Source organism: Ruegeria sp. CDSB013 (genome assembly GCF_059611165.1).
Genome location: NZ_JBXWPA010000001.1, coordinates 605,784 through 631,077 on the forward strand (window position 1 = coordinate 605,784; position 25,294 = coordinate 631,077).

Annotated in this window: 24 protein-coding genes, 1 tRNA gene and 1 pseudogene; 14 read left to right on the forward strand and 12 right to left on the reverse strand. The window is 56.9% G+C overall.

The genetic code is table 11. The features are described 5' to 3' along the window. Nucleotide 1 precedes the first annotated feature (1 nt). The 7 genes from AC2FJF_RS03050 to AC2FJF_RS03080 are packed head-to-tail and all read right to left on the reverse strand — an operon-like array spanning nucleotide 2 to nucleotide 9,278. Nucleotides 2-1,423: an AMP-binding protein gene (locus tag AC2FJF_RS03050; RefSeq protein WP_496722823.1), complete on the reverse strand. Its 1,422-nt coding sequence runs from the start codon at nucleotides 1,421-1,423 to the stop codon at nucleotides 2-4. Further along, nucleotides 1,416-2,261, reverse strand: a complete 846-nt coding sequence (locus tag AC2FJF_RS03055) for a hypothetical protein (RefSeq protein ID WP_496722825.1) — start codon at nucleotides 2,259-2,261, stop codon at nucleotides 1,416-1,418. The genes AC2FJF_RS03050 and AC2FJF_RS03055 overlap by 8 nt, the downstream gene beginning before the upstream one ends. Next, nucleotides 2,258-3,589, reverse strand: a complete 1,332-nt coding sequence (locus AC2FJF_RS03060; RefSeq protein ID WP_496722827.1) for a hypothetical protein — start codon at nucleotides 3,587-3,589, stop codon at nucleotides 2,258-2,260. Before AC2FJF_RS03060 ends, AC2FJF_RS03055 begins: the two co-directional genes overlap by 4 nt. Then, the gene (locus tag AC2FJF_RS03065; RefSeq protein ID WP_496722829.1) at nucleotides 3,586-4,686 is read right to left on the reverse strand and encodes a BtaA family protein; all 1,101 of its coding nucleotides are present in this window, start codon (nucleotides 4,684-4,686) and stop codon (nucleotides 3,586-3,588) included. The genes AC2FJF_RS03060 and AC2FJF_RS03065 overlap by 4 nt, the downstream gene beginning before the upstream one ends. After that, nucleotides 4,679-7,135, reverse strand: a complete 2,457-nt coding sequence (locus AC2FJF_RS03070) for a PEP/pyruvate-binding domain-containing protein (RefSeq protein WP_496722831.1) — start codon at nucleotides 7,133-7,135, stop codon at nucleotides 4,679-4,681. The genes AC2FJF_RS03065 and AC2FJF_RS03070 overlap by 8 nt, the downstream gene beginning before the upstream one ends. Continuing rightward, nucleotides 7,132-8,043 (reverse strand): UbiA family prenyltransferase, encoded by a 912-nt coding sequence (locus AC2FJF_RS03075; protein ID WP_496722833.1) that lies wholly within the window; start codon nucleotides 8,041-8,043, stop codon nucleotides 7,132-7,134. Before AC2FJF_RS03075 ends, AC2FJF_RS03070 begins: the two co-directional genes overlap by 4 nt. Further along, nucleotides 8,040-9,278, reverse strand: coding sequence for a hydroxymethylglutaryl-CoA reductase (locus AC2FJF_RS03080; RefSeq protein WP_496722835.1), 1,239 nt, complete (start codon nucleotides 9,276-9,278; stop codon nucleotides 8,040-8,042). The genes AC2FJF_RS03075 and AC2FJF_RS03080 overlap by 4 nt, the downstream gene beginning before the upstream one ends. 236 nt (nucleotides 9,279-9,514) lie before the next feature. Here AC2FJF_RS03080 and AC2FJF_RS03085 point away from each other — a divergent pair, with 236 nt between their 5' ends. After that, nucleotides 9,515-9,901, forward strand: a complete 387-nt coding sequence (locus tag AC2FJF_RS03085; RefSeq protein ID WP_496722837.1) for a hypothetical protein — start codon at nucleotides 9,515-9,517, stop codon at nucleotides 9,899-9,901. A gap of 192 nt (nucleotides 9,902-10,093) precedes the next feature. Here the strand turns inward: AC2FJF_RS03085 and AC2FJF_RS03090 are convergent, their stop codons facing one another. The 3 genes and pseudogenes from AC2FJF_RS03090 to AC2FJF_RS03100 form a co-directional block, all read right to left on the reverse strand. After that, nucleotides 10,094-11,161: a 2,5-dihydroxypyridine 5,6-dioxygenase NicX family protein gene (locus tag AC2FJF_RS03090; RefSeq protein WP_496722839.1), complete on the reverse strand. Its 1,068-nt coding sequence runs from the start codon at nucleotides 11,159-11,161 to the stop codon at nucleotides 10,094-10,096. Between the two features lie 12 nt (nucleotides 11,162-11,173). Beyond that, nucleotides 11,174-12,634 carry a beta-Ala-His dipeptidase gene (gene pepD, locus AC2FJF_RS03095; protein ID WP_496722841.1) on the reverse strand — a complete coding sequence of 487 codons (1,461 nt, stop codon included), beginning with the start codon at nucleotides 12,632-12,634 and terminating at the stop codon, nucleotides 11,174-11,176. Nucleotides 12,635-12,698: 64 nt separating this feature from the next. Further along, nucleotides 12,699-14,000: pseudogene (locus AC2FJF_RS03100) on the reverse strand (purine-cytosine permease family protein). A 174-nt stretch (nucleotides 14,001-14,174) separates the two neighbouring features. On the opposite strand from AC2FJF_RS03100, the gene AC2FJF_RS03105 reads away from it, so the two are divergent. Further along, the gene (locus AC2FJF_RS03105) at nucleotides 14,175-14,741 is read left to right on the forward strand and encodes a TetR/AcrR family transcriptional regulator (RefSeq protein WP_496722843.1); all 567 of its coding nucleotides are present in this window, start codon (nucleotides 14,175-14,177) and stop codon (nucleotides 14,739-14,741) included. Nucleotides 14,742-15,466: 725 nt separating this feature from the next. Here the strand turns inward: AC2FJF_RS03105 and AC2FJF_RS03110 are convergent. Next, nucleotides 15,467-15,556: transfer RNA gene (locus AC2FJF_RS03110), tRNA-Ser, on the reverse strand. A 123-nt stretch (nucleotides 15,557-15,679) separates the two neighbouring features. Between AC2FJF_RS03110 and AC2FJF_RS03115 the strand changes: the two genes are divergently transcribed. From AC2FJF_RS03115 to AC2FJF_RS03160, 10 genes are all read left to right on the forward strand, one after another. Next, complete coding sequence (locus tag AC2FJF_RS03115) at nucleotides 15,680-16,522, forward strand: DUF2059 domain-containing protein (protein WP_282168326.1); 843 nt, start codon at nucleotides 15,680-15,682, stop codon at nucleotides 16,520-16,522. Then, the gene (locus AC2FJF_RS03120) at nucleotides 16,522-17,322 is read left to right on the forward strand and encodes a DUF2059 domain-containing protein (protein WP_496722845.1); all 801 of its coding nucleotides are present in this window, start codon (nucleotides 16,522-16,524) and stop codon (nucleotides 17,320-17,322) included. The genes AC2FJF_RS03115 and AC2FJF_RS03120 overlap by 1 nt, the downstream gene beginning before the upstream one ends. Nucleotides 17,323-17,530: 208 nt before the next feature. After that, the gene (locus AC2FJF_RS03125) at nucleotides 17,531-18,142 is read left to right on the forward strand and encodes a 50S ribosomal protein L21 (protein WP_282118448.1); all 612 of its coding nucleotides are present in this window, start codon (nucleotides 17,531-17,533) and stop codon (nucleotides 18,140-18,142) included. A gap of 11 nt (nucleotides 18,143-18,153) precedes the next feature. Next, on the forward strand, nucleotides 18,154-18,423 hold the full coding sequence (gene rpmA / locus AC2FJF_RS03130; protein ID WP_058271644.1) for a 50S ribosomal protein L27: 270 nt from the start codon (nucleotides 18,154-18,156) through the stop codon (nucleotides 18,421-18,423). A gap of 84 nt (nucleotides 18,424-18,507) precedes the next feature. Continuing rightward, nucleotides 18,508-19,008 carry a GNAT family N-acetyltransferase gene (locus tag AC2FJF_RS03135; protein ID WP_496722846.1) on the forward strand — a complete coding sequence of 167 codons (501 nt, stop codon included), beginning with the start codon at nucleotides 18,508-18,510 and terminating at the stop codon, nucleotides 19,006-19,008. Continuing rightward, a complete protein-coding gene (locus AC2FJF_RS03140) occupies nucleotides 19,005-19,613 on the forward strand; it encodes a LysE family translocator (RefSeq protein WP_496722849.1) in 609 nt (202 codons plus the stop codon). Before AC2FJF_RS03135 ends, AC2FJF_RS03140 begins: the two co-directional genes overlap by 4 nt. Continuing rightward, on the forward strand, nucleotides 19,610-20,146 hold the full coding sequence (locus AC2FJF_RS03145; protein ID WP_496722851.1) for a GNAT family N-acetyltransferase: 537 nt from the start codon (nucleotides 19,610-19,612) through the stop codon (nucleotides 20,144-20,146). Before AC2FJF_RS03140 ends, AC2FJF_RS03145 begins: the two co-directional genes overlap by 4 nt. Before the next feature lie 37 nt (nucleotides 20,147-20,183). Next, nucleotides 20,184-21,218, forward strand: a complete 1,035-nt coding sequence (gene obgE / locus AC2FJF_RS03150; protein ID WP_496722853.1) for a GTPase ObgE — start codon at nucleotides 20,184-20,186, stop codon at nucleotides 21,216-21,218. Beyond that, complete coding sequence (gene proB, locus AC2FJF_RS03155) at nucleotides 21,206-22,312, forward strand: glutamate 5-kinase (protein WP_496722855.1); 1,107 nt, start codon at nucleotides 21,206-21,208, stop codon at nucleotides 22,310-22,312. The genes obgE and proB overlap by 13 nt, the downstream gene beginning before the upstream one ends. 44 nt (nucleotides 22,313-22,356) lie before the next feature. Next, nucleotides 22,357-23,619, forward strand: a complete 1,263-nt coding sequence (locus AC2FJF_RS03160; RefSeq protein ID WP_496722858.1) for a glutamate-5-semialdehyde dehydrogenase — start codon at nucleotides 22,357-22,359, stop codon at nucleotides 23,617-23,619. Here the strand turns inward: AC2FJF_RS03160 and AC2FJF_RS03165 are convergent. Beyond that, nucleotides 23,616-24,212 (reverse strand): histidine phosphotransferase family protein, encoded by a 597-nt coding sequence (locus tag AC2FJF_RS03165; RefSeq protein ID WP_496722860.1) that lies wholly within the window; start codon nucleotides 24,210-24,212, stop codon nucleotides 23,616-23,618. The two genes, AC2FJF_RS03160 and AC2FJF_RS03165, sit on opposite strands and share 4 nt — an antisense overlap. A 44-nt stretch (nucleotides 24,213-24,256) precedes the next feature. Between AC2FJF_RS03165 and AC2FJF_RS03170 the strand changes: the two genes are divergently transcribed. Together AC2FJF_RS03170 and olsB are read left to right on the forward strand one after the other, a co-directional pair. Continuing rightward, nucleotides 24,257-24,439, forward strand: a complete 183-nt coding sequence (locus tag AC2FJF_RS03170) for a DUF3553 domain-containing protein (protein ID WP_058271637.1) — start codon at nucleotides 24,257-24,259, stop codon at nucleotides 24,437-24,439. Nucleotides 24,440-24,537: 98 nt separating this feature from the next. Beyond that, nucleotides 24,538-25,293, forward strand: coding sequence for an L-ornithine N(alpha)-acyltransferase (gene olsB, locus AC2FJF_RS03175; protein WP_496722862.1), 756 nt, complete (start codon nucleotides 24,538-24,540; stop codon nucleotides 25,291-25,293). Nucleotide 25,294: the final 1 nt, after the last annotated feature.

The window sequence follows — 25,294 nt, forward strand, 5'->3', positions numbered from 1 at the left end:
GTTAAGAACCCAAGAAGCGTTCAAGTTTCGCGCGATCGACCTTGGAGGCGTGACGCTTGTCCATGGGGATTTTGTCAATTGAAATCACCTTGGGAACACCAAAACTAAGCGCACAACTACTCCAAGCCTCAACTTGAGCAGGGAACCCTTGAATGCAAAGCGCCGGGCCTGCTTTCGTATTCACAAGTGCGCAGTGTTCTACACCCGGCCATTGCCTTGCCGCGACTTCGATTGCGAAGGGAAATAATGAACCCGAATTCACTTCAATTTCGGACCCCATCCGCCCCCATAACCACAATCGTCCGTGCTCGTCCAACGTGCCAGCGTCACCGGTTCGGTGCCAAACGACGCCGCCTTCTTTAATTTTGTTTTCCACTGATTGGGCCGGATCAAGATAACCGTTGTTCACATGTGCCCCTGCGACCTGAATTTCATTGTCGCAAATGCGGAGCGTGATCTCAGGCACTGGATATCCGACGAGAAGCCCATGGCCACCGGACATCCGACGGTAATCCTCCTCCGAGATGTCCCTGGCGTCGAGATGGGCAATCGGTTCGGCCTCGGTCGATCCGTAGACGCAAATAACCGAAAGCCTGTGCCGGGTTCTCAACGTCTCCACCAGGTCCGGGAACACCGGGCCACCGCCCGTGAACACCGTGCGCAACGCACCGGTGTCGCCGGATTGAGCAAGTTTTTCACAAAGTGACGGCGGGATGAGGGTTCGGGTGATTTGCTGCACATGGATCCAGCTATCCAACTGTTCTGGCGACAAGCGGTCCAGCTTGCTCAACTTCCAGTTCGGGAGAACACTTGTGCGCCCAGCCGCCAGATTGATCAATGTGAACACCGGAAAGGCCACCAGATCGCGCTCGGCATTGTTGCTGGCGAGGAGGGGCGCGATGGCATCGTGCTGCGCCATCAGAAATGCATGCGAGCGGGGAATGGCTTTCGGCTGGCCCGTCGTCCCGGAGGTGAAAGAAATAAGGGCTATATCCTCCGGTCGAACCTCATGGACCACCGGATCGCAGCGACTTTCCCCCGGCTTCAGCAGAGGTAGGGACCAAAGGTTTGGAATCAGAAACTTCAGCAAAGAATAAGCGCCCGCTGCACAGAACGCTTTTGGTTTCGTGGTCCGGGCGGCGTGGCGCAGACCGGCCAACCCCATGGCCGGTTCCGGCAAGACTACGGTGGCGCCAAGGGACCATAGGGCGGCCAGACTTGCATACAGGTCCGCATCGACAGGCATGGCCAAAAGCACACGATCACCTGGTTGGATACCCTTGTCCTGCCACCTACCTGCCAGGTGCTGAACCCGTGAGTGCAGGGTCTGAAAACTAATCTGGCGGCCTTTGCCGTCCACTATTGCGGTCCTGTCCGGAAACCGTTCAACCGCAGCTGAAAAATGGGCAAGCAGGTCAGCCATTCAGCTTCCGCCCAAGCAGGGAATATCGTCGGAAAATCGTTGCACCTTCCGCGGCACTGCGGTCGGCCGAGCTGTTGTCATCATGGATCAGCGCATGAATGGCGGTGTCGTACCCCATGCTGAATGCTGTCTTGTGGAACCTGTGTGCCAAATGCCGCCCGGCGCCGGGTTCGAGACTTGCATAGGTCTTAAGGATTGCGGAAGTCGGATCGGGGCCTTCGGCATAGTTGGGAATGCCGAACAAAAATCCGGCCAATGTCCCGTCGCGGCGGCGCGCAAACAGGATCAGGTCGCGCTTCATCATCGGCACGACCGGCATATACATGGCCAGAAAATCCGCCTCGGAAATCGGCTTATAGAATGCGTTGTTTGAGAATGCCCGGGATGAAAGTTCGAATACCTGACGGAACAGGGCCTCGGGGTCTGTTCCATCCCACTCTTCCACCACGAACCCATCGATTACCGGCGGTGCCGACCGGGCGGCGGCCTGCAGCGGCACTCGGGCCGAGAAGTACCTGCTTATCTCTGTAAATCCTGCCGACCGAAACACCTCGGGATCATGAGGTTTGTTGGTGGGCTCCATCAGGAACGAAGCAGACCCGTCGCTGCCCGAGACAAACCGGTAACTGTGCCAGGTATCGCCGGACATCGGCCCGATGATCCGGTCGAGGCCCGCGTCTCTGACCTGCCGTATCCCCTTGTGCAGGATTTCGGCTCCGGCCTCGGGGGTTTTGCAGGAAAAATCACCGAAGGTTGCGGCGGGAACGCCGTCCCAGTTCGGGCCGTTCAGATACACGGTCAGCTTTGCATCAGCGGTTTTGATCGTCTCTTTGGTCATGAAACAATTCCGGCAAAGAACCCCGCTCCAAGCGATCCAGAAACGACCCAAACATAGTAGAGCAAGGGAAGGGCGAGGGCCAACAGCGTCAACCTCAGAACCCGATCTTTTCCGAACCAGTGTGGCCGGGCCAATGGTACCGCGACTGTGCACAGCAGTGAGAGCAGGGTCAGAGCCGTCAGCGGCTCGGCCCAGTTCGACTGTTCAGAATTCTGGGAAACAGCCCAAGACCGAATGATAAACAGGAAAGCCGCAGCAAACGGTATCGCAATAGGATTGGCACACAGCGCCACTGCAGAGAGCCCCATAGCCAACCCCATCGCACTGAGCCCAAAAAAAGAAATTGCATCCCATCCCGTTGCATTTCCAACCGCAAGCCAACCGAAACCCAAAAACCCTAAGGCGGCTACAATATCCAGATCGGGGTACTTACTGTCACAAGGAGAAGCGGTGCGTGCCCAGCCATGTGCGGCAAGAACCATAATCGGGAGTACTGTGTTCTGCAGTTTAGCGGCCGCAAGCAGCAAAAAAACCGCGACAACATACACGCGGGTCGTATGCTTGGTCAGGCCCAGCTTGGTTCCCACCACGCCGAAACTGGCAAGGGCGGCAAAAAACATGGCAGCCAACAGGGCGAGCTCTGCCAAAGAGCTGTGATAGTGGCCGTTCAGAAAAATTAGCAAGCCAAGCGGCAGGAACAAGTTATCAAACCCCCGCCAACTTTGCGCCTCGACCAATGTGCCAAAGGCCGCAACCATAAGACACAACATCATGACGTTAGATGGCGGGAGTTTCGACAAGAACAAGAAGCAGATGATCGCAACCAATAGCGTTACGACAAAAAACACCACTGACCCTTCTAGGCTCTTGTCGCCATCTTCCACCACGTAGCGTTTGGTTCCATACGCGGTCCCGGCAAGCGCTGCGGCAGCATCCGCGAGTGTCAGAACTGCAATTGGCAGCAAGTAGAACAGCGTGTTTTCGCCCGCCAGCAAAAAGCAAAGTCCAACGGACAAGGCGAGTAGAAAGTCACCGTAGGATGTGCGTTCAACCCCATGTAGGGTCGAGCCAAGACCCGATGAAAAACGCGGCAGGCGCAGCACAAGCATCACCAGCATTGTGGCTGCGATCAGCATGTACACCGGCCAGCGATCAGGAAAGAGCCAGGGCAACAGCAACGCAAAGAGGCCCGTGCTGACATGCATCAGCTTGCGCTGCACTTCGGCGCTCAAACCCGCCGTGTTGGCCAGACTTCGGATGACCATCATTACTCCGACCAGAGCCAATACGGACCCCGCCGCCAGCAGAACCTGCCCAGGAACCGTCACGGTTGCACCTCTTCAACGACGAAATCCGAATAGAAGAATGCCATGTCACGGGCTTTCTGCTGCGTTTCGATGTCGGTCAGTGTGCCTATCTGGCTTCTGTATACCGGCGGAACCCGCCGGGGTGCCATCATGTTCCAATAGACCAGTCGGGCGTGTGGCTCTGCGGCGGTCAGGATAGAGCCGTAGACTTGCGGGAAGCTTTCAGGCGACATGTATTCGAAGATATCCGACAGGTTGAACCCGCTGGCTTTTTCACCGGTCGATACAAATGCCTCGAGCGACCCGAGGCGGATGTCGAGACGATCCAATCGGGATCGGATTGTCTCGTAATGCTCGGGGCGCCACGCCATCGGCAGCGCGTCACCGTGGTCGCCCTTGAGAATCCAATGCAGATAGGGATTTTGCGAAGGATCGGTGGCGACCCCCGCATGACGGATGCGGCGGGCGACATGTTGGGCCGGGCTGCCTTCGACATGATCGAAAAATGCGCTGTCCCGGCCCATGCGCCCCATGACGAAGCGAGAAAAGAAGATGTTCAGCAAAAGACGCCAACGGAATGTGTTGAACCGCGCGTCGAAAAAAGTTTGTCGTGCTTCTGGACTGCGTGGAGTGAACACTTCGTCGATGGTTCGGCGTGAATGCACCAGCGGTAAAAGCCGGGTCCGAAAAATGCGAAAATAGCGTTCAAATTTGCCGACGCCCCCAATGCCGTGTTTTTTGACCTCCGGAGTCAGAGCCTCCCAGAAGGCGCGTGTGTCGGTATCTGTGGCGTCCAAAACCCGGCCCAGCAATGTACCCCGTCGGGTACTTGGGCGCGAGCCTGTAAGTTCGATGAACTCTGAATGAGTCAGCCGCTGATAGGCCGCGATTCTGAGTTTGAGGCAGGCGATCTGCGCCGGTGATAGGTCCAGAACCACGACGCGCGCGGGATCGAGTGTCAGCATCGCCAGCGCATTGTCACCGGCCGAGCAGATGGACACCAATGTCTTGCCCGCACAATCGCCCAATGCAGAAGTCAGGACATCTGCGTCCTCCCACAGTTGGGCATAGCGGACATAGTCGAAATCCGCTTTTTTCTCAATCTCACTGCTACCCATCGCACCGCTCCACCGCGCCGCTTGCCCCGTCGACCGAGATCATCTCTCCATCTTCGATCCAGTTGGTGGCCCCTTTCAGGCCAACCACGCAGGGGATACCAAGTTCGCGCGCCACAATGGCCGAATGTGACAACAGTGATCCTCGCTCGACGACGATGGCCGATGCGTTTGAGAATACGGCGATCCAGCCCGGGTCGGTGTGGCGCGCCACCAGAATGTCTCCGGGGTCCAGGGCCTCGGTGCGTGGATCACGGATCACACGCGCACGCGCTTTGATCTGTCCTGCGGAACAGCCCGTGCCGTGCTTCACCCGTGCCGTGTCCACCTCGAGTTCCGCGTTGTCGGACCAGATCGGCGCGATGGCGGGACCACGGATTTCGATGCGTTCCGGCGGGTCGGGGCGTCGGGATGAAGCTTCATCCTCTTGTTTGCGCCGCGCAACGATGCCTTTCAGATCAGGTGACAGGTTATAGCCTTCGACTGCTCCGAGAACCTCATGTGTTGTCAGGAAAAATACATCCTTTGGTGATGAAATCAGATCGTGGGCGGCGAATTCCCGGCCGATGCCCAAAAACACACGCCGCGCATAACCAAAGATTCGCGTGCGTTCAAAACGCAGGTTTTCGCGGTCGCGCACACGCGCCTTGGTCCAGCCAAGAATCCATTTGGCCGACTGCCGTTTGAGGGGGTTTGCTGGAAACAGAGCTTGCCAGTCCGGTTCAGCGCCTTCCTGACGCCCGGACGGGGGACGCTCGGCGCTGGCTGCAATCGCCAGCAAAAGGCTGGTTGGGTCGTCGCGCAGCGGAACGCTTTCCAGCTTGAGCTCTTCGGTGCATCGGTCGCCGAACTTCTCAAGATACGCATCAACCTCGGCTTCGATTTGCCGGTGCCCGGAAAAAACTGACAGCTCTGCATTGGCTTTTAAAGTTGCGGCAAGACCTGCCTGCCTAACCAACTTTCCCATTTGGGCAATGCGCTGAGCGGGTTCCGCTGAAACGATATCGCCTTGCCCGATCATGAGGTCATTGTGCAGGGTCAACCCGTCCTCGCCCAGCCACTTTTGTAGCAGGTTGCGCGAGCCGCCAAAGGCAATCATGCATAGAAAATCGTTGATCAGCGGGGCGTCCCAACGATCCAGCAAGGTGCTTTCGATGCGCCTGTACTCGGCCGCCAGTTCGGTCGCGTTGGACGTGTTCACATCGAGCCCCGCCAGCAATATGTCGTTCAGCCTATGATAAAAATTGCGCCGGGTCTGCGGCAGCCGGATAGCCTGCCAGATCAGACCGCCGGCAACCTTGGCGAGTTTCGCGTATTCCACGACCCTGGTCCAACCAGTGGTGGAGGGCGGAGCAAGAGCATCCGTGACCTCACGCGGCATCGGCTCAGAAACGCCCATCATCGTTTCCATATAGTCGCGGTTCAGTGAAAACCCGGGCAACAGTGCCAGCGCGCGATACCAGTTGATCAGATTGTAATAGGCACGCCCATCCACCCGCCCCAGCAAATTGTCAAACACAGTTGGGTTCTGGGCAACCGTGTGCCGGGAAACGCCCAGCAACCTGACGAAAGCGCGATACACCTGAGAATAAACATGCAGAGCAAAAGAATAGGTCAGCGGGCTGACGATGCCCGGATAGCTTTCTACGATATTGGAGTTGTCGAAAATAGTAAGTGTCTGGTCTTCGAGCGGCACAGGACGTAAGGCCGTGGTAATCGGTCGGGCCTGCAAAATATGTAGCCCTTGCGCATCAATGGCCCATTCGATGTCCTGAGGTGATCCAAACAGAGCTTCGGCCTTTTGGGCAAGGGCCGCGATGGATTGCGCCTCGTTCACGTTCAAATGTGTTGGGGTGTCTGGTGCGCTTTCCGGTGTGCCATCCGCACCGATGATCCAGTCCTCTCCGTCCGCTTCACCTGACACAAGCTGGTCTGCAAGGCCTTCAATGGCCGAGATCACGACCACATTGCGCCGACCACTGACCGGATCGGCGGAAAAGGCGACACCGGCCGTCTTTGCATCGACCATGCATTGTACGATGATCGCAGGAGCCTCGGCTTGGCCGCCGGATTTGACCGCCCGGTAGGTTTCGACCGTTGCCGAGAAACCGGATTGCCACACCTGCTTGGCCGCTGCGATCACACTCTTGCCAGGAACGTTCAGGACAGACTCGAACTGTCCCGCGTGACTGTGATCCACGCCATCTTCGGACCGGCCAGAGCTGCGCACCGCGTAAGGCCCGGGCCCGAGCGTTTTAAGCGCAGCGGTCACTGCCGATCGCAGGCCCTTTTTCGCGATGGGCCCGGACTGCCCCATGCGAAATGCGTCATTAGTGATGACAAAGAACTCGGGTGGGGAAAAACCGTGCTGCGTCAGATGCGACAGTACCGCCGCTTTGCCACCGACAACCGAGACATCGTTGGCATCCGCTTGGGCGACGATGAAAGTCATACAGCGGCTCCGAACAAGAAGGGCAGGAAACCAGCCGTGGCATAGCAGAAAAACACCCAAAGGCCGGAAACAGTGTCCATCCTGTTCTGGGCTTTCTCAGTTGGTGACTGACTATAGCGGAATGCGGCAGCCCCGCAAGGAACCAGCGCCAGCGCGCCGATCAGGGCACTTGGCCAGCCAACGCCTGTGGCGCTGCCCGTGCCGACAAGAAGCGCGTAGGACAGCAGGACGCAGCCGATCCAGATACGCCCCGCCCGACGCGGACCCCATAGGGCGGAATAGGTGTCGACCCCGGCAATTTCGTTTTCTGGTGCCCACAGTTTGCGCCCGATCTCAAGGACGCAGCCATTCACAAAGGACAACGCCAGGAACAGCCACAGAGAGGGCGCCGCCCCGCCTGCCGGCAGCCATTCGAGGCCGGTCAGCAACAGATCAATCAAGGGCATGATCGCCATATGGCTTAGCAGGTACAAAACCGGCCGCGCCTTCAGCCAGGCCGGGACACCGAATTCGACCGTCATCGCCGCGAGCCAGATCCAAACCGCGCCCAACAGCCACAAAACCGACGGGTACCAGAACCAGGCAGCCGCAAATGCCAGTGGAATGGTCAGTAAACCCAGGCTTAGAACTTCACCGGTTGAGACTAATCCGCGTGGGATCGGCCTTTCGGGCCGGTAGCGCCGGTCGTCTTCAGCGTCCTTAAACTCGTCACAGACCCGCATCTGGAAGAACAACGCCATGGCCAACACAAAGCCGGCGGCAAAGGCGGGCCATTCGGGCAGGGGGCGGTCTGCGAGACGGGCGGACACGCAGATACTGGCCGAGGAAAACACCAGCAACAGAGGGACGGTTTTCTTCAGTGGAAAACGCTCGGATTGATAAATCCAGAATCGGTTCTGAATGCTCATCTGTGGCGGGCCAGACTTTCATGGGCGCGGGTGAAATGGCCCGCAGCAATCGCGGCGACGATGGAGATTTCACCACATAGGCACGTGGCCGCGGCCACTTCAGCCAAAGCTGTGCCACACCCGCTGCCCCGTAGGCCGAGTATGTTCAGCGCTGCTGCCTGGCTGGGCAATCCAGTGCCCCCGCCGACCGAGCCAACCAAGATGTTCGGAAGTGTAACCGAACAGAAAAGATCGTCGCCCCTTGGTTCCATTCGCGTGATTCCCATCGCGCTTTCGGCAACGCAGGCCGCGTCCTGTCCGGTTGCAATGTAGAATGCCGCCAGCCCGTTGGCATAGTGCGCCTGCGCCCCAAATTGGCCGGACAAAAGCGCCCCCAGATTGGCGACACGGCCATAGTCAAGCATCGCTTCGACCGTCGTTCCAAGCGTCTTTTTGACAACCTCAGCCGGAAGCGTGACCGAGGCGCTGACCTTACGCCCGCGCCCCGTTACCAGCCCCAGCGCCGAAGCCTTTTTATCGCCCGAAAAATTGCCTTCGACATACCAGTTCTCAATCGCGACAGGGCAGCTATCCGCGATTGCGTGGCACAAGGCGTCGGTGGCGATGGTCACCATATTCTGACCCGCTGCGTCACCTGTGGTGTAGCGGCAAATCAAAAAAACGACGTTTGTATCAATGAACGGCTCCAGCGATACAAGCTTGCCATGACGGGTCGTCGCTTCGGCCGCAGATTTGAGTATGTCGACATTTGTCACAACCCAATCCACAAATTGCCCGGCCTTAAGAAGGCTCTCAAAAACAAACGCCGGTGTCCGCAGAACACCTTCGTACAAAACAGCTGTACTGACACCGCCCGATCGGGTGGCGGCATAAGCGCCCCGGGCATAAGACGCGACCAGCGCCGCCTCGGTTGTTGCAAGGGGGATATGAAAATCGCCGTTTGCGTTCATTCCGTTCAAACGTAAAGGTCCAATGACCCCGACAGGAAGCTTAACCGTCCCGATGAAGTTCTCAATATTGGTGCCATAGGTTTCGGCATCTTCTACCGTTTCCGGATCAGCGATTTGCGCTTGATCCTCGTCGCTGGCTGTGGGTTTCAACTGCTCCCAAAAGCGCACGACCATCTCTTTGGTAGGCTTGCGGGACGGGCGCAGTGTTGAAAACTCGGCATCATTTGGTGCCATCTGTTTCGGTATCTGATCAGCGTCAAATCGTGCCCTGATGCGTTGAAGCATTTCCCGAACATGAAACGGAATTATCAAGAGTGCACTCCAATAGATTTTCCGCAAAAAGCGATTACAACCACAATCTGATCGGTATGCAAGTTACTAATAGATCGACTAAAAACCAGCCAAATTTTCCTTTATCAAGTATTTGATCCGAAAGGGTCTCGTATATGTTGCGGTTGATACTACTTTCTGCTCGATAAGCGTGTCTACGCAATAGATCAGCCAAAACGCCAACGGGTCAGATGAAACGCATCGCCTTCAAGCCTCTAATCAGAAGATCACAAAACATCATGCAAAAACTGATGAAAGCCATTGTTACATTTTTCGTTCTTCTAAGTGTTACAGCCTGTCAGCCGGGGACGCGAGCATCCGCCAACGACGAGGTGGAACTCAACGAGCTGGAAGTAGAAATCGTTTCGGTTAAGCCTGAAAAGGATGGAAGTACAGTTACCGTTCGCGACAATGCCGGGCACATGTATCAGGCAGTCATTTCGATCCCCAATCTTGGTCCAGATTCCAATTTCGATTTTGATCATCTTGAGCCTGGTAACCGTATGATCGTTTCCGGAGAATCTTGGTTTCTGGGAGCAGAACGGCAACTTACGGTCAGAGAAGCCAATGCAATCTGAGTGCGGAAGCGTTCGGGTTGTCCAAGCGGGCTGTCTGTTCGACGCTCCCGGCGATAATACCGCGCTCGGTGTCCAAACCCGCGTTTTGGGGTGGCACCGAAGGAAGATATTTTTGACCCTAAAGCAAATCCGCTAAAACAGTAAGTATGCCATCCTCGCCAGTCTTGCTGACGAGGATGGGGGCGACGACCGTTACGCGCTCGCGGTTTTTCGGTCGTAGTCATGCAGCAATTGTTCGGCATCTTCCTTGATGTCCGGGTGCACGATCACCCCATTTTCCATAATTTTCAGATCGTCCAGCCAAACGGTTGCCTTGGTTGAAATACCGTCAAAATGAGAACTGGCGGGTTGGCCATGCGGGGGCATGTCCATCGGAGAGGTGTGGCCGAAGCCGAAGTCGACACCACCCCAGATGCGTTCGTCCTCGACGATTTCCCAACTCAGCTCGCGCACGCCAGTGCAGAACCCGATCATCATATGGCTGATCCTGCGCATGTTTTCTTCGTCGAAGCCTTCGACATAATCGCGCAACAGGTTCCCGTGTTGGCCGCCGTAATCGAGGATCTTGCCGTCTTGCATGGTGAACTCAACTTTGCCGCCTTTCGACAGGTCAGCATGCATGATCATGTCAAACACGATACGGCCTTCCATCGTGCCGGTTTTGGGAACGAGGTTCACATACCCAGGTGCAGTGCCGAATTTCTTCTGCGAGAAATCTCCGCTATCGGCATCGATCACGTTGTTGGGGTCCATTTCAAAGGACACGTCCGTGCCGCTTTCGTTGGTGACGCGCACGGTCTTGGCCTTGGCCGCAAGCGCTACGATCTTGTCGATCACTTGGCCCATGCGGGTGATGTCATAGTGGCAGAACACCCGCTCAAGACTGTCGATGGAACTGCCCGCCAGCACATTGTAACGCAGGTTGTCGTTGGCCTCCATCACGCGTTCCCACATGGAGGAGTAGAGCGTGAACGCCTCGTTGTTTTCGATCCAGATGTCGGCGTGACTAAGGGCGGCTTCCATGGCTCCGGCGGGCCAGTCCGGCATTCCTGCCTCACCATTGTTGTTCGCCCGCCGGAACTTCATGATCAGCGGCTTGGCATCCACCTCGGCCGCCGCCTGATAAAAGGCTTGCGTGATCAGCGGGTCGGTGCCGTCGTCCTCAGTCAGGGCCACGGTCTCTCCGGGCTTGGCAGCAAACATCTCCTGAATGATACGGCGCGCAACGACCAGATATTGCTCGGGCAGGTTCGGAGTCATGGTTAGAGTTCCTTATGCTGAAGGGAGTTTGGCGAGCGTTTTTTGCAGAACTGCCCAGACTTTCTGGACCGAGCTGATCTGCACTCGTTCATCGGTGGAATGAGCGCCCTGAATGTTTGGCCCGTACGAGATCATTTCGGTGGCCGGGAAGGTCTGAGACAGAATACCGGTTTCCAACCCGGCATGAATTGCGATCACTCCGGGCTTCTCGCCTTGCTGGGAGTGGTAGGCGTTCGACATGAAATGCAACAGCGCGCTATCGGCCTGAGGTTCCCATCCCGGCGCTTCATTGGCCGTCCAGATTTGCGCCCCGGTTCCACCGACGCTGTCTTTCACCCGTTCAATGACCTTTGGTTTGTGGGCTTCGACGCAGCTACGGGCCAGGCAGGTGACCTGAAACCGGCCTTTTTCCGCGACGGCGATAGACAGGTTGTTGGAGGTCTCGACCAGATCGGGCACGTCGTCGCTCATCGAATGGACGCCGCTGTTCACCCGGCCAATTGCAACCAGAAACTCGGCCTGGAACGCAGGGGTAAAGCCGCGCTCGGCAGTCTCATGTACCCGGTTGCACCGAATGCGGGCATCGGGTTCGCGAGGCACGAACGGTGCCACAAGATCCGGCAAGCCGTGAATAGCCTCCTGCAACGCAGTCTCACTGCCTGGGGTAACCGCAAAATGGGCCTTGGCACGGCGCGGGATGACGTTGGCCACGCCTTCGCCGCCGAACCACGTGACCGTCAAGGGCACGGCTGCGTTAAGTCGAACCAGTGCCTCTGCCAGAACCTTGATAGCGTTCATGCGATCCAGATGGATGTCGAGGCCGGAATGTCCGCCGAGGCCACCCCGCACCTGAATCTCATAGAGATGCGCGTCACCATTCAGCGGCTGCTGATCATATCGGCCCTCGGCCAGGATATCGACGGCACCGGCGCACCTAATGGTCAACTCGTGATCGCTCTCCATATCCAGATTGATCAGATAGGGCGCAGTCAACTGGTCGGCTGTCACCGCCTCGGCTCCGCTCATGCCGACCTCTTCGTCGACGGTGAACAAAGCCTCAATCGCCGGATGTGCCATCTGGGACGAGGCCAGAACGGCCATTGTCAGGGCGACGCCGATACCGTTGTCCGCCCCCAATGTCGTACCCCGAGCGGTCAGCCAGTCGCCGTCCACCACCAATTCAATGGGATCGCAGTCAAAGTCGAAACCACGCCCTTCTTCCTGCTCCTGCACCATATCCAGATGGCATTGCAGAGCGACCGTCGGGCGATCTTCCATCCCACGGGTCGCGGGTTTGCGGATGATCACGTTGCCGGTGGCATCGACACGGGTATCCAGATCCAACGCCAGACCAAATCCGCGGACAAAAGCGACCGCCCGCTCTTCCTTGCCTGATCCGCGCGGGATCTGGCTGAGACCTTCGAAGTGCCGCCAGACGGCGTAGGGCATCAGCCCTGAAAGGGACGTGGGCATTGTCATTGCTCCTTGAAAAGGCCCGCGCGAGGCGCAGCAGCCGCGCACGGGCAGTCGGGGAGGGTTAACCTGTTTTGCGCAGAGCCTTCGCCAACACGAAGTACAGCACTGCTGTGGCGACCAACGCATCGATCGCGGACAGGCCGGTCAGCGTCAGATAACCATTTTGCGTGACGTAGCCGAGTACCGAGCCTGCGGCCCACGCGATCAATGCTGGCCAACCGATAGCCGGAGTGCTTTCCAGCTTGTTCAGGCCATAGTCCCGGTCATTGACCAGGAAGAAGTCGACGGCATAGACGCCGACCAGCGGTGTCACGCAAACCCCGATAAACAGCAGGAAGTCCGAGAAATAACTGGCGAACCCGCCCACGGCGGCAATGGTTGCGATGATCGCGCCGAAGACAGTGATCTTCCAGCTTGGGGTCTTGGTTGCGAATGTCGGCAGCGTCAGGGTCGAGGAATAGAGGTTGGTGATGTTCGTCGACCAAGTGGCGAAAACCAGAACGAACAAAGCGGCACAGACCACACCCATTCCAGCCATGATAAGGATCAGGTCGGATTCACCAGTGCGAACCGCAGGGATCGCCGCCATCAGGGCAACCATAGGGAAAGTGAAGCCAAGTCCCACAGCTGATGCAATCAGACTTTCCCGGTCGTTAGGGCAATACCGCGTGAAATCCGGCATCAGCACAGCTGCAATCACGAACAGGCCGATCACAGTCGAGATCAGCGAAATCTCACTCTCGGTTGTTGCCGTGCGGGTCCAGTCCAGCGCGCTGTCGGCATTGCCGGTGGCTTGGAACGCGACTTAGATCATGAACGCCGCCAGCAACGGTACCGAGAAACGCGAGAATTTCTCGATCATCTGAAAGCCAAAGATCGTTGTGATCGTCATCAGGACCGAACCAATAAAGGTCGCGACTTTCACGTTGAAGTCGATGTTGAGCATTGTCTTGAGGGCTTGCGAAATCGCCACGCCGAACTCTTCGCAGGTCACCGCGTACCAACCCAACAGGATCAGGGCCATCAACAGGTTCACCAGCTTTGCGCCGGTTTGACCAAACGAGAATTGCAGGATCATGTAGGTCGACAGGCGCGAACGTGCACCGACGATTCCCGAAAAGATCGAAATGATCGCGACAATCCAGCTGCCAACCCAGAAGGCAAAGTTGGCGCTGCCCAGTCCATTATCTTGAGCCAGCCAAGAGCTGTAGGCCAGCACCGGAAGCGTGATGCCGATTGCACATTGGATAACTGCGATCTGGATGCCGCGTGTATTCACGTCCGCCGGAACCGGTTCGCGGGTGTAATCTTCGGTGAGTTTTTCGAGGCGCGACACCTCAAGCTGAATATCCGAATTTGACATCTGTCCCTCCCTATTGGCCCGGCTTCTTACGCGTGGCTCTATTCCCTAATACCATTAGCCTAACATAATTAGGTTACGTATCCTAACGAAATTAGGTACCGTGGCGAAGCGCTCTGCCCACAGGCGCGACCCGTTTGAAGCGGATATTCAAAAGAAACAGACGAAAAGTTGATTATGATTCAGAAGAAAAACTCCAAAGATCATATACTTGATGTTGTTGAACGCCTGAGTGCCGAGGTGGGCCCCCAGCGACTGCAGCATGCCTTGATCGCCAAAGAGTTGGGGATCAAACCACCTTCTCTTTACGCCCATTTTTCGAGTATGCAGGCGATACTCGAAGCAGTGACGCGCCGAGGCTTAGGCCAAATTCTTCTGTGTTACGACAACGTGGACGAATCACTTGGCGCAATGCAAGCGCTGAACTTCATTCAAGGTCGTCAGGTCGATTTGTTGGTTCAACGCCCTGGCATTGCGCGGCTTGTCTTACTGGACCTCAGTCAGCCCGGCGGCACTGAGGCGATTGGCTGGCAGACACCCGAAATTGTACGCATTACAGAAATCGAACGAGAGCTGTTTCAAAGGGCTGTGGCAGACGGAGACCTCCCGGATGCAGATTTCTTTCTGTGGTTCAGTCAGCGCATGGGAGCACTCTATGTGTCATTGTCATATGAATGGCTTCGTCTCGGTGCTTTGGACCCTGAACGAATTGAAATGCTGAAACACAGTCTGGCACAAAAGTAGCACGTTAGGTCGGGTTCAGCGGAACTTAAGCAGGTTAGAGCGTTAGGGTGATTTGAATGCAGGCGAACCGGTCCGGATGGATGGCCCCATCGTAGCATCCAGCAGTTTCAAATGACGACAGCAAGATGCGGAGGGTACTTAGCCTTTGGTAAGGGTCTACAAGAGTACAGTCGTTCTCTACCGCTGGTGTTCCCAAAAGTCCTTACTTAACCTGACAGTATGATTAGATCGAGTATTGCAAGTGATCCAAACACCAGTGTCGCCCGGGACTTCGACGGATTTCTCAACCGCAACATTGGAGACGGAAGGTTCGTATGGGCGGATACATTTGAGATGGACATAGGGCTTTCGCTCGAACAAATAACAACAAAGATCTTCCGTAGTGGGTTCGACGACATCATTACTGGCACGGTCGATTTGCGCGTTAGGGTTCAAGAGTGGGCGCGCGGAGTTGGCTATCCCATCAAATTTCAAGGAAAGAACCCATTCGGCATGTGCGGATGTTTGGAATCTGCGCTGCCTTCGCGGCCATCGAGGTCTGCGGTGCCCCATGGCGACTACCGATGCTCTCGCGCCAAGATTTGAACCCAAGAAATGGCATAGTTGGTGCAAACGAAACCCGAAATGTTGTCATAGTATGACATGTTGCGGCAGCGCAAAGTGGTTTAACGGCGTCCCTCGTGGGAGCAGAAAGCCTGGGAATATCTTTTATTTTTGATAGGTAGTGGCGGAGAGACAGGGATTCGAACCCTGGGTGGGCTTGCACCCACAACGGTTTTCGAGACCGCCCCGTTCGACCACTCCGGCACCTCTCCGCGGGGGTCTGTGAGGGGGGGATTTAGTGAGGAACGCGCGGGGGTGCAAGCAGAAAATTCCTGAAAATGACAAAGGCGGGATTTTCCGTTGCCTGACGCGGTATTTCCCCTAGGCTCATAGGTATGACATATCCTTTACGCCAAACTATCCTGCCGCTATTCGCCGCCGTTCTGTTCGTGATTTCCGGGTCGCAGCAAGCATTTGCTGCCGGACGGGATCGGATCGAAGCCTTTTTGACAACAACCGGGTTCGACGTTGCACTTGAAAGCATCGCTCTGGCCTCGGCCTCAGCCCCGCAAATGTTGGGGATCGATCCTGATGGGTTTGGGTCCGACTGGACACGCCTGACCGAAGAGGTCTTTGATACCAAGGAAATGCGCGAAACAGCCGTGTCTATTCTGGAACAAACGCTGAGCGACGAGGCGCTAACCCATGCGGTCGAGTTTTATGCATCCGATCTTGGGCAACGGCTGGTCGAGTCCGAGAATGCATCGCACATGGTTGAAGATGACGATGCCAAGCAACTGGAAGGGCAGAAAATCGTCTCGGACCTGATCAAGGGTGGATCGAAACGGGTCGAAAATCTGAAACGCATGAATAATGCAATTGATTCCAGCGGGACGGCATTGCGTGCGCTGCAGGAAATTCAGGTGCGCTTTTTGCTCGCTGCCAGCGCCTCGGGGGTGATCGACTTGCAACTGGGCGCGGATGAGCTGCGTCAGATGATGAAGCGCAATGAGACCGGCATGCGACAAGCTTTGCAGCTGTCCGCGCTTGCCGGGGCAGCCTATACCTATCAGGACTTCTCGGATTCTGAGGTCGTCGCCTATGCTGAGGCGCTGGAACAACCTTTGATGCAAGAAGTCTATGAGCTGCTGAATGCCATTCAATACGAAATCATGGCCATGAAGTTTGAAGACCTGGCCGCGCGGATGGCGGAACTGCACCCGGCCCAGGATATTTGATGCGCCTGATCGCTGCTTGTTTTGCCGTTTTGCTGTCAGCCATGCCGCTGGCGGCGTCCGAGCGGGTTGAACGCCTCATGCTGGCACTTCAATTGGAACAGGTCGTCGATATCTTGCGCGACGAAGGGTTGGCTCAGTCCAAAGGCCTGAACGACACATTTCTGGGTGGTGACGGCGGGCCGCTCTTCGATGATCAGGTGGACGAGATTTATGATCCGGAGTGGATGCAGGAACAGATTTCCGGGACCTTCGAGACAAGCCTGACAGCTAGCCAGATGGATCGCGCCATCCTGTTCTTTGAAAGTGATGTCGGGCAAACCGTTATAACTCTGGAAAACTCGGCCAGAAAGGCCTTTGCAGATGAAACTATCAAAGACATGGCGCGTGAAAACTATCTGAACGGGGCAGGCGGCACCCAACTTTACCGGCTGGTCGGCGAGTATATCGAGGTCAATGACCTTATCGAAAAGAACGTACAAAGCTCGCTTAGTTCGGATTATAACTTTTTTCGCGGCCTCAGCGCGGATGCCGGAACCAGCTCGGAAGATATTCTGGCGCAGCTCTTGTCGGACAAGGACAGGCTTGCCGAGGAAAACCGCATCTGGTTGTATTCCTTCCTTCTGGTAGCCTATCAACCGCTCGATGAGGCTCAGATGCGGGAGAACATTGCTTTTTCCCGAACTGAGACCGGGCGCGCCGTAAACGAGGCCTTTTTCGATGGTTTCGATAAGATGTATGACCAGATCTATTTTCAACTGGGACAGGCGGTCTCACGGGCGCTTGGCGCATCGGATCTTTGATCCTGTATTTGATGTTGACTTTGCCGATCAATCTATGGATAAGCGCGCATCCCGGCCGGTTTTCCGCGCCGGGTGTCGTTATTATTGACCCTAGGACCTTGTCCCACGGGTCGTCACACAGCCCGAAAAGGGCGCGCTGTTCGAGGTGGCGAAAGCCAAAAACGCCCGGTCGGGGACCATAGAACGCGATTAGACAAAGGAAAGACGCATGTTTGCGGTCCTCAAGACTGGCGGCAAGCAGTACAAAGTTCAAGCGGGCGATATCCTCCGCGTTGAAAAATTGGCTGCCGACGCAGGTGAAACAGTTCAATTCAACGATGTTCTGATGCTGGGCGGCGACGCTCCGGTTGTTGGTGCACCGTTCGTCGCAGGCGCAGGCGTTCAGGCCGAAGTGATCGAACAGATCAAAGGTGACAAGGTCATCAACTTCGTAAAACGCCGTCGTAAGCACAGCTCGAAGCGTACCGTTGGCCACCGTCAGAAACTGACTCTGGTCAAGATCACCGACATTTTGGCGTCAGGCGCCGACAAGTCGGGCATCAAAGCTGCAACCGGTTCGGCGCCGGCTGGCGAAGCTGCCCCCGTGGCAAAAAAGCCTGCCAAGAAAGCTGAAGCCAAAGCAGAGGCACCTGCCGCTGCCGCTGACGATCTGACCCAGTTGACCGGTGTCGGCCCCGCCGCTGCCAAGAAGCTGGCCGAAGCCGGTATCGAGAGCTTTGCCGCTCTGGCCGCCTTGTCGGACGATCAGATTGCTGCTATCGAAACGGTCAAAGTGAAACCCGAATGGGTTGAGCAGGCCAAAGATCTGGCTAAAGGCTAAGGAGAGACAGAATGGCACATAAAAAAGCTGGCGGTTCCTCCCGTAACGGTCGCGACTCAGCTGGTCGCCGCCTTGGCGTGAAACTGTATGGTGGCCAGGCCGCCATTTCAGGCAACATCATCGTGCGTCAGCGCGGCACCAAGTTCTGGCCGGGCGAAGGCGTAGGCATGGGCAAAGATCACACCATCTTTGCAACTGTGGATGGCGCCGTGAAGTTCCACAAGGGACTGAAAAACCGCACCTTTATTTCGGTCCTGCCAGTGGCGGAGGCCGCAGAGTAAGCCGAAACCCAGAAGGTTTAAGAAAATTTCATGGGGGACCGGCAGAAAGTGCCGGTCCCCTTTCTCGTTTTCAGGAGCGGTCCCATGACCGAAGTGATAAAAACAGAGCGTCTTGTCTTACGTCGGTTTCGGCGTGAGGACTCGTCGCGTCTTGTCACTCTTCTGAACGATCTGGACGTGGTGCGCTGGTTGACGGTTGTACCGCACCCCTATGAGAACGCGCATTCGACCGAATTTGTGGACGAGATGGCTGCCGAGCATGATGCCTTTGCCATTACTCGGGAAGAGAACCTTATCGGCTGCATCTCGACCGGATCACAGCTGGGGTATTGGGTTGCCAAAGCGTTCTGGGGGCAAGGTTATGTGACCGAAGCCTCCCGCGCGATGATTTCGAGGTTCTTTGCGGCTGATCAGCAGAAACTGACCTCGGGTTATCATGTCGGTAACGAACGGTCCAAGGCGGTTCTGTCCAAACTTGGGTTCAAACCAAATGGCCAGCATCGTGCGACGGTGCAGTCGACCAACGAAGATGTGATAATTCAGGACGTTCTGCTGCGTCGTGCGGGCTGGGAGGCGATGCAATGACCGTTGCAACCACCAGTTTCCTAATCTTCGCAGCCTCTCAGGTCGGAACGCCCGGTCCCGCCAATATGGTCCTGCTGGGTACAGGTGCACGCTATGGGTTTCGGGCGGCTCTGCCGTTTGTGGCCGGTGTGATCCTGGGCAAACAGCTGATCATCTGGCCCGTTGGTTTTGGTCTGTTGCAACTCGCAGATCAGGCACCGATTGTCTTTACGGTCCTGAAATACGCCTCGGCGGCGTATATCTGCTGGTTGGCCTGGAAGATCGCCAATCTGCGTCTTTCGCGCAGTGAAACTGTGGGAGACGTGCCCGGTTTTTGGGCGGGGCTGATCGTTCATCCCCTTAACCCGAAGGCTTGGGCCATGATCATAGCCGGATTTACCGGGTTCGTTGCGGTTGGCACGCCCAGCTTTAACGCGACGTTCACGATCGCTCTCTGTTTATTGCTTTGCCAGATGGTTTTACACCCGATCTGGACATTTGCCGGAGATAGAATTGCCCACGTGGTTGAAGGTCGGCCCGTGGAAAAATATCTGATGTGGACGTTAGCGAGTCTCACTGTTGCGTCCGTATTTTTTGTGTTGTTCGGAGGAGGAACGCACTCATGAAACTCGAGACAATAATAAACCAGCCGGTCCTCGAAACCGAGCGGTTCGATCTGCGCCCATTGCGCCGGTCGGATATGGGTCTCATCGAGCATTATGCAGGCGATGAGCGCGTGGCACGTATGACTACGTCGATCCCGCATCCGCTGCCACCGGGGTCGGTCGAGGCGTTTGTGACGCGTTCGATGGCTGAAGACCGGGATGAGGACGTCTGGGCGATGGACGCCACCAAAGATGGTGGGCCGGAACTGATTGGTCTGATTTCGCTTACACGGCTGGATCGCAATCAGTCCGAAGTTGGCTATTGGGTGGCGCCTGTTTACTGGAATACAGGCGTAGCCTCACTGGCCGTCGAGGTGTTGGTGAAAGCTAACCCGCTTGAAAATTCGAATTTGTTTGCCAGCGTGTTTCAGGACAATCCTGCCTCGGCCCGGGTTCTGACCCATTGTGGGTTCCAGTATCTGGGTGATGCCGAAAGTTACTCGGTGGCGCGCGATGCGAATGTGCCCACCTGGACATATAGTAAAAAACTCTGACTTGTGGCCGATGGGGCCTTTGCAGTAGGGGACACACATGAAATTTCTCGATCTTGCAAAGGTCTACATCCGGTCAGGGGCCGGCGGTGGCGGGTGCGTCAGCTTTCGGCGTGAAAAGTACATTGAATACGGCGGTCCCGATGGCGGTGACGGCGGTAAAGGCGGTTCGGTCTGGGCCGAAGTTGTGGATGGGCTGAACACCCTGATCGACTTCCGCTATCAGCAGCATTTCTTTGCCAAAAACGGCCAACCCGGTCGTGGTCAGCAGCGCACGGGCAAGGATGGTGACGATATCATCCTGCGTGTGCCTGTTGGGACTGAGATTCTGGACGAGGACGAAGAGACCGTCATCTGCGACCTGACAGAGGTTGGGCAGCGTGTTCTGCTGGCCAAGGGCGGCAATGGTGGCTTTGGCAACCTGCACTTCAAATCGGCAACCAATCAGGCTCCGCGCCGGGCTAACCCCGGTCAGGCAGGGATCGACCGCACGATCTGGCTGCGGCTGAAGCTGATTGCGGATGTGGGTCTGCTTGGCATGCCCAATGCTGGTAAATCGACTTTTCTTGCGGCCACATCGAACGCGCGACCCAAGATTGCTGACTATCCGTTCACGACCCTGCATCCCAATCTTGGTGTGGTCGGTGTCGACAATGTAGAATTCGTGGTCGCGGATATTCCCGGCCTGATCGAAGGCGCCCATGAGGGACGCGGGATCGGTGACCGATTCCTTGGCCACGTGGAACGTTGCGCCGTTCTGCTGCATCTGGTCGATGGCACCTCGGAAACCGTCGCCGAGGATTACCGCACCATCATTCATGAACTCGAAGCTTACGGCGGTGAACTGGCTGAAAAGCCCAGGATCACAGTTCTGAACAAGGTCGATGCGCTGGACGAAGAGGAACAGGCGCTGCAACGGGCCGAGCTGGAAGAGGCTGTTGGTGGCCCTGTGATGACCATGTCTGGCGTCGCGCATCTGGGCGTAACCGAAGTGTTGCGCGCCTTGCGTGCCCAGATCGACGAAAACCGTCTGCGACAAAAACCCGTTGAGGAGACCAAGTCTTGGCAACCCTGACCGCAGCACGCCGATTGGTGGTCAAAATCGGCTCTGCCTTGCTGGTGGACCGCGATACCGGGTTGCTGAGGTCGGATTGGCTGCACTCGCTGGCCCAAGACGTGGCCTGGCTCAAAGGGCAGGGGACTGACGTCATTTTGGTCTCGTCGGGCTCGATTGCGTTGGGACGCGGCGTTTTGGGCCTGCCCATGGCGGACTTGCCGTTGGAACAATCTCAAGCCGCCGCTGCTGTTGGCCAAATTCGGCTGGCGCGGGCCTATGAAGAGGCCCTGACGCCGCACAAAATCACAACCGCGCAAGTTCTGGTAACGCTGGAAGACAGCGAAGACCGGCGGCGGTATCTGAACTCTCGCGCGACGCTGGAAACGCTGCTGAGTTTGGGCGTGGTTCCGATTGTCAACGAAAACGATACAGTTGCCACGGATGAGATCCGGTATGGCGACAATGATCGCCTTGCGGCGCAGATCGCGGTGACAGTTGGGGCCGATCAATTGATCCTGTTGTCGGATGTCGACGGATTCTACACCGGAAACCCAAGTGAAGACGAAAACGTCAAGCGTTTCGATGTGATTGAGACCATCACGCCCGAGATCGAAGAGATGGCAGGCGATGCTGGTTCCGGCCTGTCCAAAGGAGGGATGAAGACCAAGCTGCTGGCCGCCAAGATGGCAACTGCTGCCGGTTGCGATATGGCGATCACTGAAGGTTCGACGCTGAACCCGTTGAAATCGCTTGAAGAAGGTGCCAATTGCACCTGGTTCACAGCAACTCTGGACCCGCATGCCGCGCGCAAACGCTGGATTTCGGCCATGAAACCGCGTGGTGAAATCGTGGTGGACGCAGGCGCGGCCAAAGCATTGGGCAATGGTAAAAGCCTGCTGCCCGCTGGAATCGTTGAAGTCACAGGCGACTTTGGGCGCGGTGACCCAGTTGCGATTATGGACCCGCAGGCACGACGGCTGGCACAGGGGCTCAGCCGATACACCGCGCAAGAGGCGGATGCGATCAAGGGACGAAAGTCCTCGGAAATCGAAGAGACGTTGGGCTATCCGGGCCGCGCCGTCCTGATCCACCGAGATGATTTGGCGCTGTAACGGCGCGATGTTAAAACGCAAAGACCGACCGAAAGGCACCTGAGATGAAGGATTTCGACAACATTCCCGCCCTGATGGCCGATCTTGGAAAACGCGCCAAAGCGGCCTCGGCCGATTTGGCCTTTGCTAGCGCCGAGCGTAAACATGCCGCCCTAATTGCTGCAGCTGACGCTGTTTGGGCCAACCGCGCAAATATCATTGAGGCCAACAAGAAAGACCTGGAGTTTGGGCGTGAAAAGGGCCTGAGCCCGGCGATGATGGACCGGCTGATGCTGGATGATGCGCGCATTCAGGGCATGGTTGATGGCCTGCGCACGGTCGCGGATCAGGCAGACCCCGTAGGCGAGGTTCTGACCGAATGGGACATGGCCTCGGGCCTGAACATCCAGCGTGTTCGAACGCCTCTGGGCGTGATTGGAGTGATCTACGAAAGCCGTCCGAATGTGACGGCGGATGCAGGCGCATTGTGCCTGAAGTCGGGGAACGCGGTGATCCTGCGTGGCGGCTCGGAAAGTTTCCATTCCTCAACCGCCATTCACGCCTGTCTGGTCCAAGGGCTAAAGGCTGCAAACTTGCCAGAAGACGCCATTCAACTTGTGCCCACGAGAGACCGCGCCGCAGTGCAAGAGTTGCTGACCCTGACCGATTGTGTGGACGTCATCGTTCCGCGTGGCGGAAAAGGTCTGGTGGGGTTGGTTCAGCGCGAAGCACGCGTGCCCGTCTTTGCGCACTTGGAAGGTATCGTGCACATCTATATCGACAAGGCTGCGGACCCCCAGAAAACGCTGGACGTCGTGCTGAACGCCAAAACCCGGCGCACTGGGATTTGTGGTGCTGCCGAGTGCTTGCTGATCCATCAGGATGTGGCTGAAACACTCGGCCGGGATATCATTTCCGCCTTGCTTGCTGCAGGCGTCGAAATCCATGCCGAAGGCGCGTTGGCCCTGGACGGCACCATTGCGGCCACGGGCGACGACTGGGGCAAGGAATTCCTCGACAGCATCATCGCGGCCAAGCCGGTGGCTGATATCGATGCAGCGATCGCGCATATCCGCCAGTTCGGCTCGAACCACACCGATTGCATCATGACCGAGGATGCTGATGCCGCTGCCCGGTTCTTTGAACGGCTGGACAGTGCGATTCTGATGCACAATGCCTCAACCCAGTTTGCCGATGGTGGCGAGTTCGGAATGGGGGCCGAGATCGGAATCGCAACCGGCAAAATGCATGCGCGCGGCCCGGTCGGGGCCGCTCAGCTGACGAGCTTCAAATATCTTGTCCGCGGCAACGGGACCGTCCGGTCTTAAAACCGGATAGCGACGCGGGTTGAGGTGGTTTCTGCCGCAACCCGCCGCCCCATGGACGCGGCCGTTTGCGGAAGTAGCGCGAATTGCACCTGCGCTGGCGTCACCTTGTTCGCAAATTGGCCTTTGGGCAGGTTCTTCCAAAGATCGGCGTCAATATTCAGCTTGTCCGCGACACCGACCACTGTCCAACTGCCACCGTTGTTTGCCACAGTGACATCGCCCCCCATCGGCATCGCGCTTTCGCAACACATCAGGGCCAGAAAGGCGAGCTTGACCTGATTGCGGGGCATGGCATCGGTCACGTGCCAGTTTACACGCACACGACCAACGCTTTCGACGTCTTTCAAAAGCTCTGTGACCTCGGCCCGACCCAACGGTTGATCGCTGGCCGACCCAAAAGCGACGCGAAAGAACCTGATCTTTGCTCCGGCGCTTCCGACGCTGCCCGAAATCAGCTCCATCTCGGGGCCCTGCATGGTTCCGACCATCTCAAGCAGTTCCAGCCCGTTGTTTATTGCGCCAATGGGGCTGATCAGATCGTGACAAATTCGCGACCCGATCAGTTCGGCCAGATTGACGTTGGTGTCGCCCATGCGTACCTCTCCTGTTGTATCTGCCGCCGGACCGGAGCCCGACCATGACAGACCTCAATGCCATACTTGCACCGGGCATGTATGTCCGCCACCCCGATTTCCCCGACTGGGGTGTCGGACAGGTGCAGTCCAACATTGGGGGCAAGATCACCGTGAATTTCCAAGAACAGGGAAAAGTGGTGATTGACGGAACCCGCATCGCCCTGACGCCCGTCTTTGATCCGTGAAACTGGTTTAAGAATGGTTAACGATGGGCCACCGCCGCGCCGGTTGCCATTTGACCAAAAACTGCGGTATCAGCGCGCAAACAAAAGCGGAATACCCGATGTCGGATGCAGGCCCTTCTTTCACCGTTAAACTTGCCGAATCCGAGGCCGAACTGCGCGCAGCCCAAAGGCTGCGATATGACGTATTCGTCCGCGAATTGGGCGGCGGCGGCAAGATGGTGGACCACGAGGCAGGGTTAGAGCAAGATCAGTTCGATCCTTATTTTGATCACATGCTGGCCTATGATGACACCACTGGCGAAGTTGTGGGCGTTTACAGGCTGTTACCGGGTGAACGAGCCATCGAGTTAGGGCAGTTTTATTCCGAGGATGAATACGACCTGACCGTGCTGAAACAAAGCGGCCGCAAATTGTTGGAGCTTGGACGTTCCTGCCTTCACCCGGACTATCGGGGCGGAACGGCGATGTACCATCTTTGGAATGGTCTAGCGGGATATGTGGCTGAGCGCGAGATTGAGGTGCTGTTCGGGGTCGCCAGCTTCCACGGCATCAATGTACAGGAATTGGCCCAGCCTTTGTCGATGTTGCACCACAATCATCTGGCCCCGCCGGACCTGCGGGTCTGGGCGCAACCCGATGTGTTTCAAAGCATGGACCTTGTCGCGCCGGATGCGCTGGATCGCCGTGGGGCGATGGTACAGGTTCCCGCGCTGATCAAGGCGTACCTGCGGTTGGGTGGCTTTGTGGGCGAGGGGGCGTTTATCGACCACGCGTTCAACACAACAGATGTTTGCCTGATCCTCGACACGGCGCGCATGAACGAGCGCCAGCGGCGTATCTACGGCGGAGCCTGAT

What these genes read in the sequence shown, in the direction of transcription:
- AC2FJF_RS03050 (WP_496722823.1), bottom strand. Translation starts at nt 1,423, where the DNA reads ATGGCTGACCTGCTTGCCCATTTTTCAGCTGCGGTTGAACGGTTTCCG.
- AC2FJF_RS03055 (WP_496722825.1), bottom strand. Translation starts at nt 2,261, where the DNA reads ATGACCAAAGAGACGATCAAAACCGCTGATGCAAAGCTGACCGTGTAT.
- AC2FJF_RS03065 (WP_496722829.1), bottom strand. Translation starts at nt 4,686, where the DNA reads ATGGGTAGCAGTGAGATTGAGAAAAAAGCGGATTTCGACTATGTCCGC.
- AC2FJF_RS03070 (WP_496722831.1), bottom strand. Translation starts at nt 7,135, where the DNA reads ATGACTTTCATCGTCGCCCAAGCGGATGCCAACGATGTCTCGGTTGTC.
- AC2FJF_RS03075 (WP_496722833.1), bottom strand. Translation starts at nt 8,043, where the DNA reads ATGAGCATTCAGAACCGATTCTGGATTTATCAATCCGAGCGTTTTCCA.
- AC2FJF_RS03080 (WP_496722835.1), bottom strand. Translation starts at nt 9,278, where the DNA reads ATGCTTCAACGCATCAGGGCACGATTTGACGCTGATCAGATACCGAAA.
- AC2FJF_RS03085 (WP_496722837.1), top strand. Translation starts at nt 9,515, where the DNA reads ATGAAACGCATCGCCTTCAAGCCTCTAATCAGAAGATCACAAAACATC.
- AC2FJF_RS03090 (WP_496722839.1), bottom strand. Translation starts at nt 11,161, where the DNA reads ATGACTCCGAACCTGCCCGAGCAATATCTGGTCGTTGCGCGCCGTATC.
- pepD (WP_496722841.1), bottom strand. Translation starts at nt 12,634, where the DNA reads ATGCCCACGTCCCTTTCAGGGCTGATGCCCTACGCCGTCTGGCGGCAC.
- AC2FJF_RS03105 (WP_496722843.1), top strand. Translation starts at nt 14,175, where the DNA reads ATGATTCAGAAGAAAAACTCCAAAGATCATATACTTGATGTTGTTGAA.
- AC2FJF_RS03115 (WP_282168326.1), top strand. Translation starts at nt 15,680, where the DNA reads ATGACATATCCTTTACGCCAAACTATCCTGCCGCTATTCGCCGCCGTT.
- AC2FJF_RS03120 (WP_496722845.1), top strand. Translation starts at nt 16,522, where the DNA reads ATGCGCCTGATCGCTGCTTGTTTTGCCGTTTTGCTGTCAGCCATGCCG.
- AC2FJF_RS03125 (WP_282118448.1), top strand. Translation starts at nt 17,531, where the DNA reads ATGTTTGCGGTCCTCAAGACTGGCGGCAAGCAGTACAAAGTTCAAGCG.
- rpmA (WP_058271644.1), top strand. Translation starts at nt 18,154, where the DNA reads ATGGCACATAAAAAAGCTGGCGGTTCCTCCCGTAACGGTCGCGACTCA.
- AC2FJF_RS03135 (WP_496722846.1), top strand. Translation starts at nt 18,508, where the DNA reads ATGACCGAAGTGATAAAAACAGAGCGTCTTGTCTTACGTCGGTTTCGG.
- AC2FJF_RS03140 (WP_496722849.1), top strand. Translation starts at nt 19,005, where the DNA reads ATGACCGTTGCAACCACCAGTTTCCTAATCTTCGCAGCCTCTCAGGTC.
- AC2FJF_RS03145 (WP_496722851.1), top strand. Translation starts at nt 19,610, where the DNA reads ATGAAACTCGAGACAATAATAAACCAGCCGGTCCTCGAAACCGAGCGG.
- obgE (WP_496722853.1), top strand. Translation starts at nt 20,184, where the DNA reads ATGAAATTTCTCGATCTTGCAAAGGTCTACATCCGGTCAGGGGCCGGC.
- AC2FJF_RS03160 (WP_496722858.1), top strand. Translation starts at nt 22,357, where the DNA reads ATGAAGGATTTCGACAACATTCCCGCCCTGATGGCCGATCTTGGAAAA.
- AC2FJF_RS03165 (WP_496722860.1), bottom strand. Translation starts at nt 24,212, where the DNA reads ATGGGCGACACCAACGTCAATCTGGCCGAACTGATCGGGTCGCGAATT.
- AC2FJF_RS03170 (WP_058271637.1), top strand. Translation starts at nt 24,257, where the DNA reads ATGACAGACCTCAATGCCATACTTGCACCGGGCATGTATGTCCGCCAC.
- olsB (WP_496722862.1), top strand. Translation starts at nt 24,538, where the DNA reads ATGTCGGATGCAGGCCCTTCTTTCACCGTTAAACTTGCCGAATCCGAG.